This window comes from Actinomycetospora atypica (assembly GCF_042653685.1).
Lineage (GTDB): Bacteria > Actinomycetota > Actinomycetes > Mycobacteriales > Pseudonocardiaceae > Actinomycetospora > Actinomycetospora atypica.
On the sequence record NZ_JBHSIV010000063.1, the window covers coordinates 1 to 17,288 of the forward strand.

Consider the following 17,288-nt stretch of genomic DNA (forward strand, 5'->3'; position numbering starts at 1 on the left):
CGGGCGCGGGCCGCCGAGCGCCGCCACGGCGCGGGCACCAGCAGGCACGGGCCGGGCAGCCCGAGGCCGTCCAGGGCGTGGGCGAGCGCGGCGGCGAGGGGCGGCGCGAGGTCGCGGCGGCCCCGTTCCTTGTAGGCGATGACGACGGCGCGGGCGGGTCCCGCGTAGGGCGCGAGCGCCATCGCGGGCGGGAGCCCCGGGACGTCCGGGACGGGGACCGGCCGGGCGAGGACGGCCGTGCACGCGTCGCAGAGCGCGATCCCGGGGGCCACGGCGACCCCGCAGCCGCCGCAGGGCGCGGGCAACAGGAGGTCGAGCAGGGCCGTCACGGCGCGGGTCAGCACCGCCCGAGCCTGCGCCGGGCGGTCGTCGGGACGGGAGTCCGGCGGCCGCGCCTGGGGACGGCGCGACACCTGGGGACGGACGGCTCGGCCGGTCGGCCCAGCCCGGCCGGGACGCCTAGCCCGGGTAGGCGGGCACCGAGGAGTTGGAGCCGCCGGGTACCGAGCTCCACACCTCGCCGCCCCCGGAGGGCAGCGACCACACGCCGCCCTGGTCGACCACGAGCGTGGGCCGGTCGGGCGCCGCCGCGACGGCGCTGACGGGCGGGGTCAGGTTCGTCGTCGGGACGTCGTCGAGGTCGAGCCCGTCCGCGGACACCGACTGCACCGGCCGCCCGAGCCCGGTGCCGACGGCGATCAGTCCGTCGGTGCGCGCCCACGTCACGTCGAGGACGCCGCCGAGCGACTCCCCCGCCGGGCCCGGGCGCAGCACCCGCACCGCCCCGAGCCGCGCGCCGCCGCCCGCGTCACGGACGACCGTCGCGACGGCCACCCGCCCGCCCGCCACCAGGGCCACCCGGGTGCCGTCCGGCGAGAGCCGCAGCGTCGCCAGCGGCCCGAGCCCGGCCAGCGGGGCCGTGTCGAGGGCGACCCGCGTGACACCCGCCGTCGCCGAGCGCACCGACCGCACCGGGGCCCCGTCGATGACCGTCCACACCTCGGTGCCGTCCGGGGTCCACGTGGGCCGGGTGACGACGCCGCCGGTGACCTCCGTCGGCGCGGCCGCCGCCCCCACCCGCCCGACGAACAGCCGCAGGCGGCCGTTCTCGAGGCCGACGACGGCCACGTCGCGCCCGTCGGGCGAGACGCTCGCGCTGCGGGCGTCGGCGACGCCGGTGACGAGGTCGGGGGACGCCGGGCGGGTGGGCACCGCGGTCCCGGCCGAGCTCTGCGGGACCGCGAGCACCCGCCCCCCGGTGACGACGACCGCGGGGGCGGGGGCCGCGGGCGCCCGCGAGGCGTCGTCGGGGAGGTCCTGGCGGTCGCGGACGGTGGCCGGCAGGCCCGCGAGGACGTCGGAGACCCCCAGCTCGCGGCGGCCCTCGATCAGCGGGTCGCCGTCGACGGTCAGCGCGACCCGCTCGATCCCGACCCCCGCGAGCGTGAGCACCACCTGCTGGGCGATCTCGGTGCGCCGCCCGGGGTCGATCGCCTCCACCGGGCCGATGCGGGTGAGGTCGACGGTGGTGACGCCCTCCGTCGTCGTCCCCACCGCCGTGCTGAGCAGTGCGCCCGCGGGCAGGGCGGACAGGGCCGCGCCGCGCAGGTCGTCGGACGGGCCGGAGAACAGCTCGTCGAGCACCCGCGACGGCACCGAGCGGGACGGGCTCGTCGGGAGGTAGCGGGTCTCCCCCACCGGCGCGCCCCCCACCGCCGCGAGAAACCAGATGCGGACGGGCCGCGTGTTGGCGCGCAGGTCGCTGCGTCGGACGATCGTGCCCGCCGGCAGCGCCGAGATCCGCCAGGTCCCGTTGTCCTGCGTCAGCCCGACGACGAGGTCGACGACGCCCGGGGCCGCGACGAACGCCCCGTCGGGGCGCACCGTGCCGAGCTTGTCGGCGCGGATGCGCACCGACGCCTGGCCGGTCTGCCCGCTGCCGGCGGAGAACACGGTGTCGACGCGGTCGGAGACGACGGTGGGGGACGCGCCGTCGTCCCACGAGCCGGCCGCGGAGGGGGTGAGGAACGCGCGGGCGGCGCTGTGCCGCTCGGCGGTGGCTCCCGAGGCGAGGATCCAGCCGCGCACGATCTCGAGCGGGCCGGCGCCGCGGGCCGGGCCGGGCGGGGCGGAGGGCTCGGCCGGGTCGCCGACCCGGCGCAGGACGCTGACGTCCGACGACCCCGGCACCGTGGCGCAGCCGGTGAGCAGCAGCGCGACGAGCCCCAGCACGCCGAGCAGAGAGCGGAGCCCGACCCGGGCGGTGCGGGTCACCGCACCTCCTCGGCCGACTCGGCGTCGGGCTGGACCACCGGGAACTCCCCCGACGGCGGCGGCGGGAGCGCCGTGCCCGTGGTGACCGCGGCGTCGTGGATGCCGGGCTCGGCGACGGCCGGGGCGCCCGCCACCGGGATCAGCGGCAGCGGGCTCGTCCGCAGGAGCTCCCCGGCCGTGCGCGGGAGGGTCAGCCGGAACACGGCGCCCTGGTCGGTCTCGCCCCAGGCCTGCAGCCAGCCGCCCTGCAGTCGGGCGTCCTCGAGGCTGATGGCGAGGCCCAGGCCCGTACCGCCGCTGCGGCGCTGCCGGGACGGGTCGGCGCGCCAGAAGCGGTTGAACACCAGGCCCGCCTCGCCGGGCTTGAGCCCGACGCCGTGGTCGCGGACCACCACCGCCACGGCGTGGTCGTCGGCGGCCACCCGCACCTCGATCGGGCGGCTCTCGCCGTGGTCGATCGCGTTGGCGAGCAGGTTGCGCAGGATGCGCTCGACGCGGCGGGGGTCGACCTCGGCCATCGCCTCCTCGGTGAGGTCGAGCAGCAGCGGGGTGGCGGTCGCGTCGACCAGGTGGTGCACGGTCTCCGCGGCCCGGCGCACCACGTCGCGCACGTCGACCGGCTCGACGGCGAGCTCGGCCATCCCGGCGTCGAGGCGGCTGATCTCGAGCAGGTCGCCGAGCAGCGACTCGAAGCGGTCGAGCTCGGCAACCAGCAGCTGGGCGCTGCGCTTGGCGATCGCGTCGCCGCCGTCGACCGCGTGCTCCTGCAGCACCTCGGCGGCCATCCGCACCGTCGTCAGCGGGGTGCGCAGCTCGTGGCTGACGTCGGAGGTGAACCGGCGCTGCAGGCCCCCGAACTCCTCGAGCTGGTGGATCTGCTGCTGGATGCTCGCGGCCATCTCGTTGTAGGACTCCGCGAGCCGCGCCACCTCGTCGTCGCCGTAGACCGGCATGCGCTCGTCGAGGTGCCCGTCGGCGAACCGCTCGGCGACGTCGGCCGCCTGGCGGACGGGGCGCACGACCTGCCGCGTGACGATGCTGGAGATGCCCGCGAGCAGCCCCAGCAGGGCGAGGCCCGCCAGCGCCAGCGTCGACTGGATCAGCGCGAGGGTCCGCTGCTCGGCCGAGAGCGGGAAGATCAGGTAGAGCTGCAGGTTCCGCCCCGCGGTGCGCACGGGCTGCCCGACGACGAGGGCCGGCACCGACGGGCGGCCGACGGCGGACACCGTGACGTACTTGGTGGCGAGGAAGCCCTTGAGCACCGGGTCGCGCAGCTGCGGCGGCACCACGTCGGCCGGTCCCGACGAGGGCTCCGCGCCCCGTCCGTCGGTGGTCGAGCCGCCCGGGGCGGTGCCGATGGCCTCCGTGCCGGCCACCAGGACGGCCTCGAACGCCCCGGCGTCGCGCGCGTCGGAGCCCGACCCCGACGAGGTCAGGCGGTCGAGGGCCTCGTCGAGCGTGGCCTGGGTGCCGTCGCGGTCGGGGTCGAGGCGCGAGAGGTCGCGCTCGAGGTTCTGCCGGCTGATGTCGGCCTGGACGAGCGCCGCCTGCTGCTTGCCCTGCAGCAGCCGGTCGGCGATCTGGGTCTGCAGGACGAGCCCCAGCACCAGCACGACGACCGTCGACATCGCGAGCGTCGAGAGCACGACGCGCAGCTGCATCGAGCGCCGCCAGAGCACCCGGACCGCGCCGACCCGTTCGGCCAGCGCCAGCTCGGCGCGGCGGCGCAGACGTCGGAGGGACTCAGGCACGGCGGCTGCTCACACGGGTCAGGGCGGGCCGGCCTTGTAGCCCACGCCGCGCACCGTCAGCACCACCTCGGGGTGCTCCGGGTCCTTCTCGACCTTCGAGCGCAGCCGCTGCACGTGGACGTTCACCAGGCGCGTGTCGGCCGCGTGCCGGTAGCCCCACACCTGCTCGAGCAGCACCTCGCGGGTGAACACCTGGCGCGGCTTGCGGGCCAGGGCCACCAGCAGGTCGAACTCGAGGGGTGTGAGCGGGATCGGCGTGCCGCCGCGCCGCACCTGGTGCGCCGGCACGTCGATCGTCACGTCGCCGATCTGCATCTGCTCGCTCGGCTCGGTGGGGAACTGGCGCAGCCGCGCGCGGATGCGGGCGACCAGCTCCTTGGGCTTGAACGGCTTGACGATGTAGTCGTCGGCGCCGGACTCGAGGCCCAGCACGATGTCGACCGTGTCGGTCTTCGCCGTGAGCATGACGACCGGCACGCCCGACTCGGCCCGGATCGCCCGGCAGACGTCGATCCCGTTCATGCCGGGGAGCATCAGGTCGAGCAGCACCAGGTCGGGTGCCGACTCGCGCACGGTGGGCAGCGCGTCGGCCCCGTCGGACACGACCGTCGTCTCGAAACCCTCGCCCTGCAGGACGATCGTCAGCATCTCGGCGAGCGAGGAGTCGTCGTCCACGACGAGGATTCGGGAACTCATGTCTCAATGGTGTCACTTCTCACCGACGACTCGGGAGCGGATGCGGCCCGGAGCACGGCATCGACCACCGCATCAGCCGTCCGGGTGAGCGCCGCATCACCCGTGTGCCGATTCTCGAACACCCACCAGGGGGAGAGCCAGCGCTCCGTGACGAGCTGGTCGTACACCTCGGCGCATCGGGCCTGCAGCTCGGCGTCCGCCTCGAAGCCGTCGGGATCGCGGTCGGGGTGCTCGGCGGCCCGGGAGCGGACCCTGTCGGCGGCGGTGGCCGGCGGGACCCGGACCAGCACCTGGGCGTCGGGCGCGGGGACCCGGAACCGGACGACCTCGGTGTCGTGGACCCAGCGGGCGAACTCCCCGATCCCCTGGTGCAGACGCGCCGATCCGTAGGCCGCGTTCGAGGCGACGTAGCGGTCGACGAGCAGCACGTCGTGCTCGGCGCGCAGCCCCTCGAGCGTCCCGGCGGCGGCGCGGCGGTCGAGGGCGAACAGCAGCGACATCGCGTGGACCGACGCGGCGGTGTCGCCGTGCGCGCCGTGCAGCGCCTCCCCGGCGAGGGCGGCGTGGACGTCGTCGTCGTAGCGGGGGAACGCGATCGTCGCGGCGGTGGCGCCGCGGGCCTCGACCGCGCGGCGCAGCGCGACGACGACGGTCGCCTTGCCCGCCCCGTCGAGCCCCTCGACGGCCACCATCACGCCCATGGGCGGCCACGCTAGCGATCAGCGGGGTGTGACCGCGGTGCGGGACGCACGAAGGCCCCGCCGCACGGATGCGACGGGGCCTTCGGTCGGACGTTCATGCGGTCACCGAGGCGACCACCGGACCGCGCCGGAGATCGGCAGACAGCACGACGAAGGAGTGCTGACTGCCGCATCTCCTTGGCGCGACTGTCTAGTAGCGGTAGTGCTCCGGCTTGTACGGGCCCTCGACGTCGACGCCGATGTACTCGGCCTGCTCCTTGCTCAGCTTCGTCAGCTTCGCGCCGAGCGCCTCGACGTGGACCTTCGCGACCTTCTCGTCGAGCTGCTTCGAGAGGCGGTACACGCCGATCGGGTACTCGTCGGGCTTCGTGAAGATCTCGATCTGCGCCAGGGTCTGGTTCGCGAACGAGGTCGACATGACGAAGCTCGGGTGCCCGGTGGCGTTGCCGAGGTTCAGCAGCCGGCCCTCGGACAGCAGGATGATCGAGTGGCCGTCCTCGAAGACCCACTCGTCGACCTGCGGCTTGATGTTGACCCGCGTGGTGCCCGACTTCTCGAGCTTCTCGACCTGGATCTCGTTGTCGAAGTGGCCGATGTTGCCCAGGATCGACTGGTGCTTCATCCGCTTCATGTGGTCGAGCGTGACGATGTCCTTGTTGCCGGTCGTCGTGATGACGATGTCGGCGGTCTCGATCACGTTGTCGAGGGTGTCGACGTCGTAGCCCTCCATGAGCGCCTGGAGCGCGCAGATGGGGTCGGACTCGGTGATGGTCACGCGGGCGCCCTGGCCGCGCAGCGACTCCGCCGAGCCCTTGCCGACGTCGCCGAAGCCGCAGATGACGGCCTTCTTGCCGGAGATCAGCACGTCGACGGCGCGGTTGATGCCGTCGATCAGCGAGTGGCGGCAGCCGTACTTGTTGTCGAACTTCGACTTGGTGACCGAGTCGTTGACGTTGATCGCCGGGAAGAGGAGCTTGCCCTCGTTGAAGAACTCGTACAGGCGGTGGACGCCCGTCGTGGTCTCCTCGGTGACGCCCTTGATGCCCGACGCGACCTTCGTCCAGTGCTGCGGGTCCTCGGAGAGCGAGCGACGCAGCGTCTCGAGGACGACCTGGTACTCGGCGGGGTCGTCGGTCTCGGTGCTCGGGACGACACCGGCCTTCTCGAACTCGACGCCCTTGTGGACGAGCATCGTGGCGTCGCCGCCGTCGTCGAGGATCATGTTCGGGCCGCGGGTGTCGCTGTCGCGCCACGCGAGCATCTGCTCGGCGCACCACCAGTACTCCTCGAGCGACTCGCCCTTCCAGGCGAAGCACGCGACGCCCTTGGGCTCCTCGGGGGTGCCGTGCGGGCCGACGACGACCGCGGCGGCCGCGTGGTCCTGGGTGGAGAAGATGTTGCAGGAGGCCCAGCGGACCTCGGCGCCGAGCTCGACCAGGGTCTCGATGAGCACCGCGGTCTGGATCGTCATGTGCAGCGAGCCCGAGATCCGCGCGCCGTGCAGCGGCTTGGCCTCGGAGTACTCGCGGCGCAGCCCCATGAGGCCGGGCATCTCGTGCTCGGCGAGGCGGATCTCGCGGCGACCGAAGTCGGCCAGCGAGAGGTCGGCGACCGCGAAGTCGATCCCGTTCTTCTCGGCGTACTTCTCGTGCGTCGTTCCCACAGCTGCCGTCATGAATCCTCGTCCGCTCGTCCAGTGGTGACCTGATCGACGGAGGGACCGGTACCGGACGGCCGGGCTCGTGCGGGGCACGACCCGGGAACGTCGGTGAACACGGTCCTCCATCATCTGGAGGCGCCCTTGCTCGGTGCGGAATACCCGTCGAGCGTGGCGGGCGTGAAGCCCGTTGCAGCGCCACTCGAGGGCTCCGTCGCACTCACGTGCGTTCGATTGCCGTGGTACGAGGTTCACACAGGGCCGTGGGGCGGTCAAGACGGGCCACCCCGGGAGCGGCGGGCCGGGCGGCTCCGGTGCAGGTCGGCGACCGGTAGTCCCCGATCGTCTCTCGGATCACAGTCCGCCGTGTCACACGTGCGGGTGAGCGGTCGACGCCCGGGCGAACTCCTATGACCGGCACCACACCCGTCGTAGGCTCGCCTTCCCTGCCCCCACCGGTCGCTCAGGAAGGCCCCACCCGTGCTCGGACAGATGCAGAACCGGCCGCTCGCCCTGCCCCACGTGTTCCACCGGGCCGAGCAGATGTTCGGCCACAAGACGATCACCGGGATCGGGGTGGGCGGGGCCGTCACCACCGACACCTACGCGAACTGGGCCACGCGGGTGCGGCGCACCGCGGCCGCGCTGGAGAAGCTCGGCGTCTCCCACGACGCGCGGGTGGGCACCTTCTGCTGGAACACCCCGGTGCACCTCGAGCTGTACTTCGCCGTGCCCTGCACCGGCCGCGTACTGCACACGCTGAACATCCGGCTCTTCCCCGAGCAGCTCGTCTACATCGTCAACCACGCCGACGACGAGGTGATCTTCGTCGAGCGGGCGCTGTTCGGGATGCTGTGGCCGCTGGCCGACCAGATGCCGCACGTCCGGAAGTTCGTCGTCATCGACGACGGCTCCGACACCGACGTCCCCGACGACGAGCGGATCGTCGACCACGCCGAGCTCCTCGCCTCGGTGGAGCCGTTCACCGGGCAGTTCGTCGTCGACGACGAGAACCGCGCCGCCGCCATGTGCTACACGTCGGGCACCACCGGCAACCCCAAGGGCGTCGTCTACTCGCACCGCTCGACGGTGCTGCACTCGATCGCCGTGCTCATCGCCGACGTCGTCGGCATCGTCGAGCGCGACGTCCTGCTGCCGATCGTGCCGATGTTCCACGCCAACGCCTGGGGCACGCCGTACGCGGCGGTGTTCTGCGGGGCCTCGCTCGTGATGCCCGGGCCGAATATGGTGCCGAAGGCGATCGCGGGGATGCTGCGCGACCACGACGTCACCGTCACCGCCGGCGTCCCGACGATCTGGATGGGCGTGCTGCCCGAGCTCGAGCGCGCCGACGTCCCGCACCTGCGCCTCGTGCTCTGCGGCGGGTCGGCCGTGCCGCGCTCGCTGTCCGAGGGGTGGCGGGAGAAGGTCGGGCTGCCGATCACCCAGGCCTGGGGCATGACCGAGACCAGCCCCATCGCCACCACCGGGATGCTGCGCTCGGTCCACGACGGGCACTCCGACGACGAGCTCGCCGACGTCCGGGCCACCCAGGGCCAGGCGACACCGTTGGTGGAACTGCGCCTGGCCGACCCCGACACCGGCGAGATCCTGCCGTGGGACGGGCAGTCGTCGGGCGAGCTGCAGGCCGCGGGCCCGTGGATCGCCGACTCGTACTACCTCAACGAGGACGGCGGGAAGCAGTTCACCGCCGACGGCTGGCTGCGCACCGGCGACGTCGCGATCATCGACGCCTCGGGCTACGTCCGGCTCGTCGACCGCACCAAGGACCTCGTCAAGTCCGGCGGTGAGTGGATCTCCTCGGTCGACATGGAGAACCAGATCATGGGCATGCCCGAGGTCGCCGAGGCCGCGGTCATCGCGATCCCCGACGAGAAGTGGTCGGAGCGCCCGATGGCCTGCGTCGTGGTGCGCGAGGGGAAGGAACTCACGGCCGAGCAGGTGAAAAAGTACCTCGCGTCGAAGGTCGCCAAGTGGCAGATCCCCGACGACGTCGTCTTCATCGACGAGGTGCCGAAGACCTCGACGGGCAAGTTCTCGAAGAAGACCCTCCGCGAGAAGTTCGCCGCTGAGCGGGGCTGACCCCGCGGAGCGAACGGCACTCTCGCTCGCAAAGAAGCAGCGAGGGTGCCGTTCGCTCCGGAAGCGGTAGGTCAGACCCGGGCGGGCCCGTCCACCGACGACTCCTCGCCGCGCTCGCGCTTGCCCAGCACCGAGTTCCGTCGCGAGTAGGCGAAGTAGATGAGCACGCCGAGGACCATCCAGCCGATGAACCGGATCCAGGTCTCGACCGTCAGGTTGATCATCAGCCAGAGGCAGCTGACGACCGCGAGGGTGGCCACGACCGGCAGCCCCTTCACGACGAAGCTGCGGGGCAGGTCGGGCTGCTGGCGGCGCAGCACCCACGTGCCGATCGCGACGAGCACGAACGCGAACAGCGTGCCGATGTTGACCATCGACTCGAGCTCGTCGGCGGGGAAGAAGCCCGCGAGCAGCGCGCAGAGCGTCCCGATGATGACCGTGATGGTCACCGGCGTGCCCCGCGAACCGGTCCGCGCGAGAGGGCGCGGGAGCAGCCCGTCGCGGCTCATCGCGTAGAACACGCGGCTCTGCCCGAGCATCAGCACCATGACGACGGTGGTGAGACCCGCGATCGCGCCGACCTCGATGATCGTCGACGCCCAGTTCGCGCCGACCAGCGTGAACGCCGTCGAGAGCGTCGCCTCGTCGCCGCTGGGCCCGGTCTTCAGCTGGGTGTAGCTCACCATGCCCACGAGCACCAGCGAGGTGGCGACGTAGAGGACCGTGACCACCGCGAGGGAGCCCATGATCCCCCGCGGCAGGTCCTTCTGCGGGTTCTTCGTCTCCTCCGCGGTGGTGGACACCGCGTCGAACCCGATGAACGCGAAGAACACCAGCGAGGCGCCGGCGAGCAGGCCGTAGACCCCGTAGGTGGAGCCGTCGCTGCCCGCGACCAGCGAGAGCAGGGAGGACTTGACCCCGCCGCCGCTCTCCTGCTCGCCCCCGGGCGGCGGGATGAACGGCGAGTAGTTCGCGGCGCGGATGTAGAAGGCACCGGCCACGATCACGAGCAGCACCACGCCGACCTTGATCGCGGTCATCACGGAGGAGACGGTGCTGGAGAGCTTGATCCCGAGGACGAGGACCACCGTGAGCGCGGCGATGATGAGGATCGCGCCCCAGTTGACGCTCAGGCCGGCGATGTCGACCGTCGTCGCCTTGCCGTCGCCGGTGAAGAGCTGGCCCAGGTACTTCGACCAGCTCGTGGAGACCACGGCCGCGCCGAGCGCGTACTCCAGGACGAGGTCCCAGCCGATGATCCAGGCGATGAACTCGCCGAAGGTGGCGTAGGAGAACGTGTAGGCGCTGCCCGCCACCGGCACCGTCGAGGCGAACTCGGCGTAGCAGAGGCCGGCGAACCCACAGGCGATCGCGGCGATGACGAAGGAGATCGCGACGGCGGGCCCGGTGATGTCCCCGGCCACCCGCGCGGTGATCGTGAAGATGCCGGCGCCGATGAGGACGGCGACCCCGAACACCGTGAGGTCGAGGGCGCCGAGCTCACGCCGGAGCTTGCTGTCCGGCTCGTCGGTGTCGGCGATCGACTGCTCGACCGTCTTCGTTCTGAACAGGCTCCCCGTGTTCGGGGACGGCGTCCTGGTCGCCATGCCCGGCCCCCTCTCTGGTGGTCGCACCCGTGGTGGGTCGCGCGCACCATACTGGCGCTTCACACCCCCCGCCGAGCAGTTCCGACGAATGCAGCAGCAGGGGTGACCGGGGGCCGGAACGGGGTCAGCCCGTCGGTGTCCATCCGTCGCCGGCGGCGAACACGAGGGCCGGTCCCCCGACGGCGCGGGCGGTCCCCGGGCCGTCGGCCGCGGGCAGCCAGACGGCCCGTCCGCGCGGCACCGTGGTGGTCGCGCCGCCGGCGGACACCTCGGCCTCGCCCCGCAGCACCACGACGATGCGCGGGCCCTCGAGCCCGACCTCGCCGTCCTCGCCCTCGTCGAGGTCGAGGCGCACCAGGCGGAAGTACTCGCTGGGCGCCGTGAACGTCGAGCGCGGCCCCTCCACCTCCGGGCGCAGCACCGGCGGCGGCCCGCAGCGGAAGTCGAGGACGCGCAGGAGCTCCGGCACGTCGACGTGCTTCGGCGTCAGCCCGGCCCGCAGCACGTTGTCCGAGTTGGCCATCAGCTCGACGCCGAGCCCGCTCAGGTAGGCGTGCGGCGAGCCCGCCGGCTGGAAGAGGCACTCCCCCTCGGCCAGCACCACGCGGTTGAGCAGCAGCGCGGCGAGCACGCCGGCGTCCCCGGGGTAGCGCTCGCCCAGGTCGAGCAGGGTGCGCACCTCGCGGTCGAACTCCCCCGCCCCGTCCGCGGACTTCAGCAGCGTCACGCAGGCGTCGAGCAGGGCCGGGACGAGCCCGTCGACGGCGCGCTGCGGCAGCGTGATCCAGGTGGTGAAGACCGCCCGCAGCCCGTCGGGGTCGGGCTGGGCGGCCAGCAGCTCGGTGTGGTGGGACAGGCCCGGGACGTCGAGGGCGCGGAGCAGGCGCAGGGTGGTCCGGGCGTCGCGGAAGCCGGCCAGCGCGTGGAACTCCCCGAGCGCCACCAGGATCTCGGGCTTGGGCAGCGCGTCGCCGTAGTTGCGGTGCGACGCGGTGCGCGGGACCCCCGTGGCCTCCTCGCGCGCGAACCCGGCGGCCGCCTGCTCGGCCGACGGGTGGGTCTGCAGCGAGAGCGGCTCCTCGGCAGCGAGGACCTTCAGCAGGAACGGGAGCCGCCCGCCCCAGTGCTCGGCCCGCTGCGCACCGAACGAGCCCTCCGGGTCGTCGGCGAGGGCGTCGAGGAGGGTGCGGCCGGCGCCCAGCGCCGACGGGTCGTCGAGGTGGGCGCCGAACCACAGCTCGGCCTGCGGGTGCGGCGACGGCACGGGGTCGCCCCGCAGCTCCGCGATGTGGGTCCGCGAGCCCCAGGCGTAGGGCCGCACCGTCCCCTCGAGCAGTTCCACCGTGTGTCCCCCTGGAGCGAGAAGTGTGGGTCAGGCGCCGACGCCCGGGCGCGCCGCGTCGGGGTCCGCCCCGACCGTGCCCGTCGCCAGGCCCAGGTAGAGCGCCGCGAGGTCGAGGCGCAGCGCGAGCACCGCCGCGCGGACCGCGACCTTCCCCGGGCCGGGCCCGGCGAGACCGGGGTCGTCCAGCTCGAGGACGTCGGCCGTGGGGTAGCGCCGCGTCGCGTCGTCGGCGAGCCGTCGGGTCGGGAGGTCCTCCGCGACCGTCACGACGACGAGCCGCGGTGGCGGCCCCTCGGGAGCGGGATCGTCGAACGGGTCGGCGAAGATCGAGTCGGCCCGGGCGCCGGCGTCGAGCCGGGCGGCCAGCGCCGGGATCCCGACGGCGCCGGTCAGGGCGCCCCCGTGGGCCACCACCCCGGCGTGGGCGGCGAGCGCGGTGGCGCCGTAGCCCGCCAGCGCCGCGGCCACCGGGTCGGTGCCCCACAGCAGCGGGGTGTGCTCGGCCAGGCGCAGCGCGAGCGCCTTGGCGGGCGCGACGAAGGCCTCGTGCCGCGGTCCGCTGGCCTCGGCCTCGTCGTCGAGCCGGTCGGCGAGGGCCTCGCCGTCGACGTCGAGCAGGCCCAGGGCCCGCGCGGTGACGAAGGCGGCGGCCAGGTCGGTGGGCGCGGACAGGCCGCCGAGCACGGCGACCCGGGGCACCACCTGCATCGACCGGCCGGCCGCGGCGGCCGGTGCGGGCCCGTCGGGCGGGCCGGTCAGCACCACGTGCGCCCCGCGGCGCACGGCGCGGTCGACGGCCTCGGCGACCACGGCCTCGGCCGGGTCGCGGTCGGAGCCGCGGTGGGAGACCACCACGACGTCGAGGGGCCCGAGCCAGGGCGGCGCCGTCTCGGCGACGACCACGGGACACGGGCAGGTGGGCAGCAGGAGCGCGGCCACCAGCCGGGCCGCGGCGGTCTCGGCGCCGGGCCGGGCGAGCAGCACGAGCGCCCGCGGGCGCAGGCCCTCGAGGGACGGCACCCCGGCCTCCTGCGCCGCGGCGAACGTGGCCCGCGCCTGGGCGCCGGCCGTGGCGGCGGAGCGCAGGACGCCCGCCCGGTCGGCGTCGAGCAGGCGGCCGGTGTCGTCGAGCAGTGCCTCGTCGAGCACCGCGCTCACCCGCCCGTGGTCTCGCTCGACCCGCCGTCGGAGCCCGGACCCTCGGGTCCGTTCACCGCCTCGGAGAGCAGCAGGACCGGGATGCCGTCGGTGACGGGGAACTCGCGGCCGCAGCTCTGGCAGGTCAGCGCGGACGCGTCGGCGTCCGCGGGGGTCCCGGGGCGGAGCTCCCCGTGGTCGGGCGCCGGGCAGGCGAGGATCTCGAGCAGCACCGGGTCGAGTCCCAGAGGGCCGGCCCCCGCGGTCGAGCTCCGCTTCGCTGCGTCTCCGTCGGCGCTCATCGCCGGACCACCGCGAGGACCTCGTCGCGCAGGGCGGCGACGGCATCGGCGTCGGCGGCCTCCACGTTGAGCCGCAGGAGCGGCTCGGTGTTCGAGGGGCGCAGGTTGAACCAGTCCCCGCTGTCGAAGGACACCGTCAACCCGTCGAGGGTGTCGGTGGTGACGTCGTCCCGGTCGCCGTAGAGCTGTTCCACCTCCGCCATCCTCGCCGCCGGATCGTCCACCGTCGAGTTCACCTCGCCGGAGGCCGCGTAGCGGGAGTACTGCGCCATGAACTCGGACAGGGGCTTGTCCTGCTCGGCCAGCGCGGCGAGGACGTGCAGCGCGGCGAGCATGCCCGAGTCGGCCCGGAAGAAGTCGCGGAAGTAGTAGTGCGCCGAGTGCTCGCCGCCGAAGATCGCGCCGGTCTCGGCCATGGTCGCCTTGATGAACGAGTGGCCCACGCGGGTGCGGACGGGCTTCCCGCCCTGCTCGGCGACGATCTCGGGGACGGCCCGCGACGTGATCAGGTTGTGGATGATCGTCGCGCCCGGCTCCTTGGCCAGCTCGCGGGTGGCGACGAGCGCGGTGATCGCGCTCGGGCTCACGGCGTCGCCCTTCTCGTCCACGAGGAACACGCGGTCGGCGTCGCCGTCGAAGGCCAGGCCGACGTCGACCCGCTTGAGGGTGGAGACCTCGCGCTGCAGGTCGACCAGGTTGTCGGGGTTCAGCGGGTTCGCCTCGTGGTTGGGGAACGACCCGTCGAGCTCGAAGTAGAGCGGGTAGATCTCGAGCGGCAGCGGCTCGAGGACCGCGGGCACGGTGTACCCGGCCATCCCGTTGCCGGCGTCGACGACGATCGAGAGCCGCCGGATGCCCGACAGGTCGACCAGGCCGTGGAGGTAGGCCGCGTAGTCCTCGCGCATGTCCCGCTCGGAGACGGTGCCCCGCGGCCCGTCGTGCCCCGCGGCGGCCTCGCCCGGCCCCCGGTCGAGCAGCGCGGCGATCTCGTCGAGGCCGGTGTCCTGCCCGACGGGGCTCGCGCCGGCCCGGCAGAGCTTGATGCCGTTGTAGGCCGCGGGGTTGTGGCTCGCGGTGAACATCGCGCCCGGCGCGTCGAGCGCGCCGGAGGCGTAGTAGAGCATGTCGGTGCTGGCCAGCCCGATGTCGGTGACGTCGACGCCCAGCGAGGTGACGCCCTCGGCGAAGGCCGCGGCGAGCTCGGGCGACGAGTCGCGCATGTCGCGACCGATCACGACCCCGTTCGCCGGGGCGCCCCCGGACTCCGCGGTCAGCAGCGTGGCGAACGCCGCCCCGACGTCGCGGACGAAGGCCGCGTCGAGCTGCTCGCCGACCAGACCCCGCACGTCGTAGGCCTTGATCACCTGGCTGACGACGCGGGACCGGGCGGCGTCGGCGGTCTCGCCGGCTATGGAGCTGCTCACAGGCCCAGCGTATCGGCCGGGTCCGACGGCGTGCCCTCCGGCGGCCACCCGATCAGGTGGCCGGTCGCCCGGGCGCCATCGCCGTCCTCAGCTGCCGGAGGGGTCGGGCAGGACCCGCAGGTGCCCGCGGCGCCCCGTCCCGGCGACCGTGCCGAGCCCGACGACGGCCTCGCTCGGCGGCCCGGCCCGGCCCGCCTCGCGGACGGCCTCGGCCAGCGCCGTGAGGTCGTCGGCGGAGGGCTCCGAGGGGAACTCGCCCTCGTAGCGGACCACCTCCCAGCCCCGGGGGGCGGTGAGGCGCAGGGCGTGCTGCTCGCAGAGGTCGTACGAGTGGGGCTCGGCGCTCGTCGCCAGCGGACCGACGACGGCCGTCGAATCCGAGTAGACGTAGGTCAACGTGGCCACGGCCGCCCGGCCGCACCCGGTCCGTGAGCACTTCCGCACTCCTCGCACGGATCAGACGATAGACGCCCGACCCGGCGGCGCCCCGCAGGCCACCCCGGCGCGTCGGGGTGGGTGTGCCCCGGGCGGCGTAGGGTCGCCGCTCATGGCGAGGGGTGGTGTCCGCGCGGACGCGCGCGAGCCGGAGCGCACGGGGGCCCCGGCCCGCGGCCGTCGTCGTCGGGACCGCCGCGGCCGGGGGATGCGCTCGCCGCTCTACCCCGCCGGCGCCCCGGCCTCCCGCACCCGCGCGGAGCGGTTCGACGCGGTGGTCCTCGAGGCCCTGGAGCCGATCGAGGACCGCTGGGGCGCCGAGCTGGAGGACCTCGACGTCGCGGTCGACGACGTGCCCGACGTGTCCGACTCCGCGCCCGACGACGACGGCGTGGTCGGCGACGGCGACATCCCGCTGGCCCGCCTCGTCCCGGCCGGCCTCGACCGGCGCGGGGCCCCCACCCGGGCCCGGATCGTGCTCTACCGCCGCCCGCTCGAGGCGCGCGCGCTCGACGGCGAGGACCTCGCCGACCTGCTGCACGACGTGCTCGTGGAGCAGGTGGCCGACTACCTCGGCGTGGAGCCCGACACGATCGACGACGAGGACGACCAGGCCTAGAAGCCGTGGTGGACGGCCTCGACGTTGTGCCCGTCGGGGTCGCGCAGGAACACCGCGTAGTAGCCCGGGTGGTACTCGGGGAACTCCCGCGGCGCGTGCAGCACCTCGACCCCGGCGGCGACGGCGGCCTCGTGCACGGCGTCCACCGCGGCCCGGTCGGGCGCGGAGAACGCCACGTGCAGCTCGCTCGCGACCGGCCCGCCCGGGGCCAGCCAGAACTGCGGGATCCCGTCCGCCCCGGAGAGCCCGACGAGGTCGCCGACCCCCACCGGGATCCGCTTGGCCTCCCGGAACCCGAGCGGCGCGAAGATCTGCAGGTAGCGGGCGACCGACACGTCGACGTCGGCGACGGGGAACCCCAGGTGGTCGAACACGGGCGCGGACGCTAGCGGAACCGCGTCCTCGAGGGCAGGGCCGAGAGGACGGTGAACAGCACCAGCGCCAGCTGCAGCAGCAGGAGCAGGCCGCGCAGGGTGGCGTCGCGCTCGACGACCACCGGCCCGCCGCCCGCCGGGACCGACACCCCGACGAGGTGGCCCCACGCCGGCAGGACCTCGGCCGGGGCCCCGCCCACGGTCGCGGTCCAGCCCGACTCGCGCTCCGCGGCGACGACCACCACGCGCCGGTCGGCGCCGGGCGAGATCAGGACGCCGACGCGGGGCGGCGCGGCCGGCAGCGGCGTGATGCCGTCGGGGCGCCGGGGCGCGGCCTTCGCGTCGGTCGCGTCGTCGGAGACCGGCGGCTCGAGGATCACCGCGCCGGCCGCCGGCAGGTCGATCGTCAGGACGGGGCGCCCGTCGGAGGTCGGGGCCGCGGGGACCAGCAGCGGCGTGCCCGCGGCGCGGGCCCGCTCGGCGACGGCGGGGTCGGGCAGGACGACGGCCGCGGTCCCGGAGGACGCGAGCTCCGCGGCCCCGGCCTGCACGGTCGCCGGGTCGCCGGAGAGCAGCGCGGTGACGTCGCGGGTCAGGCGGGCGGGGGCGGCGCCGACCGGGACGAGGTCGTCGTCGCCGTAGCGGGGCAGGTCGGCGGCGGAGCGCCGGGTGGCGTCGGTGTCGAGGGCGTAGCCGGGCCCGTCGGGCAGGCGGGCGAGGCCCACGTCGGCGACGGTCGCGCCGGAGGCGGCGAGGCGCCCCGCGAGCTCCGGGTCGAGCGCGGGCGTGGGCCGCTCGGCCAGCGCGCCGCCCCCGCCGACCAGCACCGAGCACACCGCGAGCGCCGCGGCCGCGGCCGCCAC

The 17,288-nt window shown here is 74.4% G+C and carries 14 protein-coding genes and 2 pseudogenes; 2 read left to right on the forward strand and 14 right to left on the reverse strand.

Features of this window, described 5'->3' with window-relative positions; all coding sequences use genetic code 11:
• The 6 genes and pseudogenes from ACFPBZ_RS28705 to ahcY form a co-directional block, all read right to left on the reverse strand.
• Window positions 1–344 (reverse strand): annotated as a pseudogene (locus tag ACFPBZ_RS28705) (ComF family protein); the annotation flags it as partial.
• Window positions 345–459: 115 nt separating this feature from the next.
• The gene (locus ACFPBZ_RS28710) at window positions 460–2,274 is read right to left on the reverse strand and encodes an LpqB family beta-propeller domain-containing protein (RefSeq protein ID WP_378039529.1); all 1,815 of its coding nucleotides are present in this window, start codon (window positions 2,272–2,274) and stop codon (window positions 460–462) included.
• Window positions 2,271–4,025 carry an MtrAB system histidine kinase MtrB gene (gene mtrB, locus ACFPBZ_RS28715; protein WP_378039530.1) on the reverse strand — a complete coding sequence of 585 codons (1,755 nt, stop codon included), beginning with the start codon at window positions 4,023–4,025 and terminating at the stop codon, window positions 2,271–2,273. The genes ACFPBZ_RS28710 and mtrB overlap by 4 nt, the downstream gene beginning before the upstream one ends.
• Window positions 4,026–4,043: 18 nt before the next feature.
• Complete coding sequence (mtrA, locus tag ACFPBZ_RS28720; protein ID WP_378039531.1) at window positions 4,044–4,721, reverse strand: MtrAB system response regulator MtrA; 678 nt, start codon at window positions 4,719–4,721, stop codon at window positions 4,044–4,046.
• Window positions 4,718–5,422, reverse strand: coding sequence for a dTMP kinase (locus ACFPBZ_RS28725; RefSeq protein WP_378039532.1), 705 nt, complete (start codon window positions 5,420–5,422; stop codon window positions 4,718–4,720). The genes mtrA and ACFPBZ_RS28725 overlap by 4 nt, the downstream gene beginning before the upstream one ends.
• Window positions 5,423–5,612: 190 nt before the next feature.
• Window positions 5,613–7,097 (reverse strand): adenosylhomocysteinase, encoded by a 1,485-nt coding sequence (gene ahcY, locus ACFPBZ_RS28730; protein ID WP_378039533.1) that lies wholly within the window; start codon window positions 7,095–7,097, stop codon window positions 5,613–5,615.
• 462 nt (window positions 7,098–7,559) lie between these two features.
• Between ahcY and ACFPBZ_RS28735 the strand changes: the two genes are divergently transcribed.
• The gene (locus ACFPBZ_RS28735; protein ID WP_378039534.1) at window positions 7,560–9,182 is read left to right on the forward strand and encodes a long-chain fatty acid--CoA ligase; all 1,623 of its coding nucleotides are present in this window, start codon (window positions 7,560–7,562) and stop codon (window positions 9,180–9,182) included.
• 71 nt (window positions 9,183–9,253) lie between these two features.
• On the opposite strand, the gene ACFPBZ_RS28740 is transcribed toward ACFPBZ_RS28735, so the two are convergent.
• The 6 genes from ACFPBZ_RS28740 to ACFPBZ_RS28765 all read right to left on the reverse strand — a co-directional run bounded on the left by ACFPBZ_RS28740 (window position 9,254) and on the right by ACFPBZ_RS28765 (window position 15,441).
• A complete protein-coding gene (locus tag ACFPBZ_RS28740; protein ID WP_378039535.1) occupies window positions 9,254–10,789 on the reverse strand; it encodes an APC family permease in 1,536 nt (511 codons plus the stop codon).
• A gap of 124 nt (window positions 10,790–10,913) precedes the next feature.
• On the reverse strand, window positions 10,914–12,131 hold the full coding sequence (gene manA / locus ACFPBZ_RS28745) for a mannose-6-phosphate isomerase, class I (RefSeq protein ID WP_378039536.1): 1,218 nt from the start codon (window positions 12,129–12,131) through the stop codon (window positions 10,914–10,916).
• 30 nt (window positions 12,132–12,161) lie between these two features.
• Window positions 12,162–13,292 (reverse strand): phosphoheptose isomerase family protein, encoded by a 1,131-nt coding sequence (locus tag ACFPBZ_RS28750; RefSeq protein ID WP_378039537.1) that lies wholly within the window; start codon window positions 13,290–13,292, stop codon window positions 12,162–12,164.
• A complete protein-coding gene (locus ACFPBZ_RS28755) occupies window positions 13,289–13,573 on the reverse strand; it encodes a Trm112 family protein (protein ID WP_378039538.1) in 285 nt (94 codons plus the stop codon). The genes ACFPBZ_RS28750 and ACFPBZ_RS28755 overlap by 4 nt, the downstream gene beginning before the upstream one ends.
• The gene (locus tag ACFPBZ_RS28760; protein WP_378039539.1) at window positions 13,570–14,997 is read right to left on the reverse strand and encodes a phosphomannomutase/phosphoglucomutase; all 1,428 of its coding nucleotides are present in this window, start codon (window positions 14,995–14,997) and stop codon (window positions 13,570–13,572) included. Before ACFPBZ_RS28760 ends, ACFPBZ_RS28755 begins: the two co-directional genes overlap by 4 nt.
• 87 nt (window positions 14,998–15,084) lie before the next feature.
• Window positions 15,085–15,441: a DUF3499 domain-containing protein gene (locus tag ACFPBZ_RS28765; RefSeq protein WP_378039542.1), complete on the reverse strand. Its 357-nt coding sequence runs from the start codon at window positions 15,439–15,441 to the stop codon at window positions 15,085–15,087.
• Window positions 15,442–15,544: 103 nt separating this feature from the next.
• Here ACFPBZ_RS28765 and ACFPBZ_RS28770 point away from each other — a divergent pair, with 103 nt between their 5' ends.
• Window positions 15,545–16,051 carry a metallopeptidase family protein gene (locus ACFPBZ_RS28770; RefSeq protein WP_378039540.1) on the forward strand — a complete coding sequence of 169 codons (507 nt, stop codon included), beginning with the start codon at window positions 15,545–15,547 and terminating at the stop codon, window positions 16,049–16,051.
• Here the strand turns inward: ACFPBZ_RS28770 and ACFPBZ_RS28775 are convergent.
• Both ACFPBZ_RS28775 and ACFPBZ_RS28780 read right to left on the reverse strand, forming a co-directional pair.
• Entirely contained in the window at window positions 16,048–16,425 is a 378-nt protein-coding gene (locus tag ACFPBZ_RS28775) for a VOC family protein (RefSeq protein WP_378039541.1), read from the reverse strand. The two genes, ACFPBZ_RS28770 and ACFPBZ_RS28775, sit on opposite strands and share 4 nt — an antisense overlap.
• An 11-nt stretch (window positions 16,426–16,436) precedes the next feature.
• Window positions 16,437–17,288: pseudogene (locus ACFPBZ_RS28780) on the reverse strand (glycosyl transferase); the annotation flags it as partial.

Bases quoted from the DNA above. Each gene is read 5' to 3' on its own strand.
- mtrA (WP_378039531.1), bottom strand. From the start codon at position 4,721: ATGAGTTCCCGAATCCTCGTCGTGGACGACGACTCCTCGCTCGCCGAG.
- ACFPBZ_RS28725 (WP_378039532.1), bottom strand. From the start codon at position 5,422: ATGGGCGTGATGGTGGCCGTCGAGGGGCTCGACGGGGCGGGCAAGGCG.
- ahcY (WP_378039533.1), bottom strand. From the start codon at position 7,097: ATGACGGCAGCTGTGGGAACGACGCACGAGAAGTACGCCGAGAAGAAC.
- ACFPBZ_RS28740 (WP_378039535.1), bottom strand. From the start codon at position 10,789: ATGGCGACCAGGACGCCGTCCCCGAACACGGGGAGCCTGTTCAGAACG.
- ACFPBZ_RS28755 (WP_378039538.1), bottom strand. From the start codon at position 13,573: ATGAGCGCCGACGGAGACGCAGCGAAGCGGAGCTCGACCGCGGGGGCC.
- ACFPBZ_RS28770 (WP_378039540.1), top strand. From the start codon at position 15,545: ATGGCGAGGGGTGGTGTCCGCGCGGACGCGCGCGAGCCGGAGCGCACG.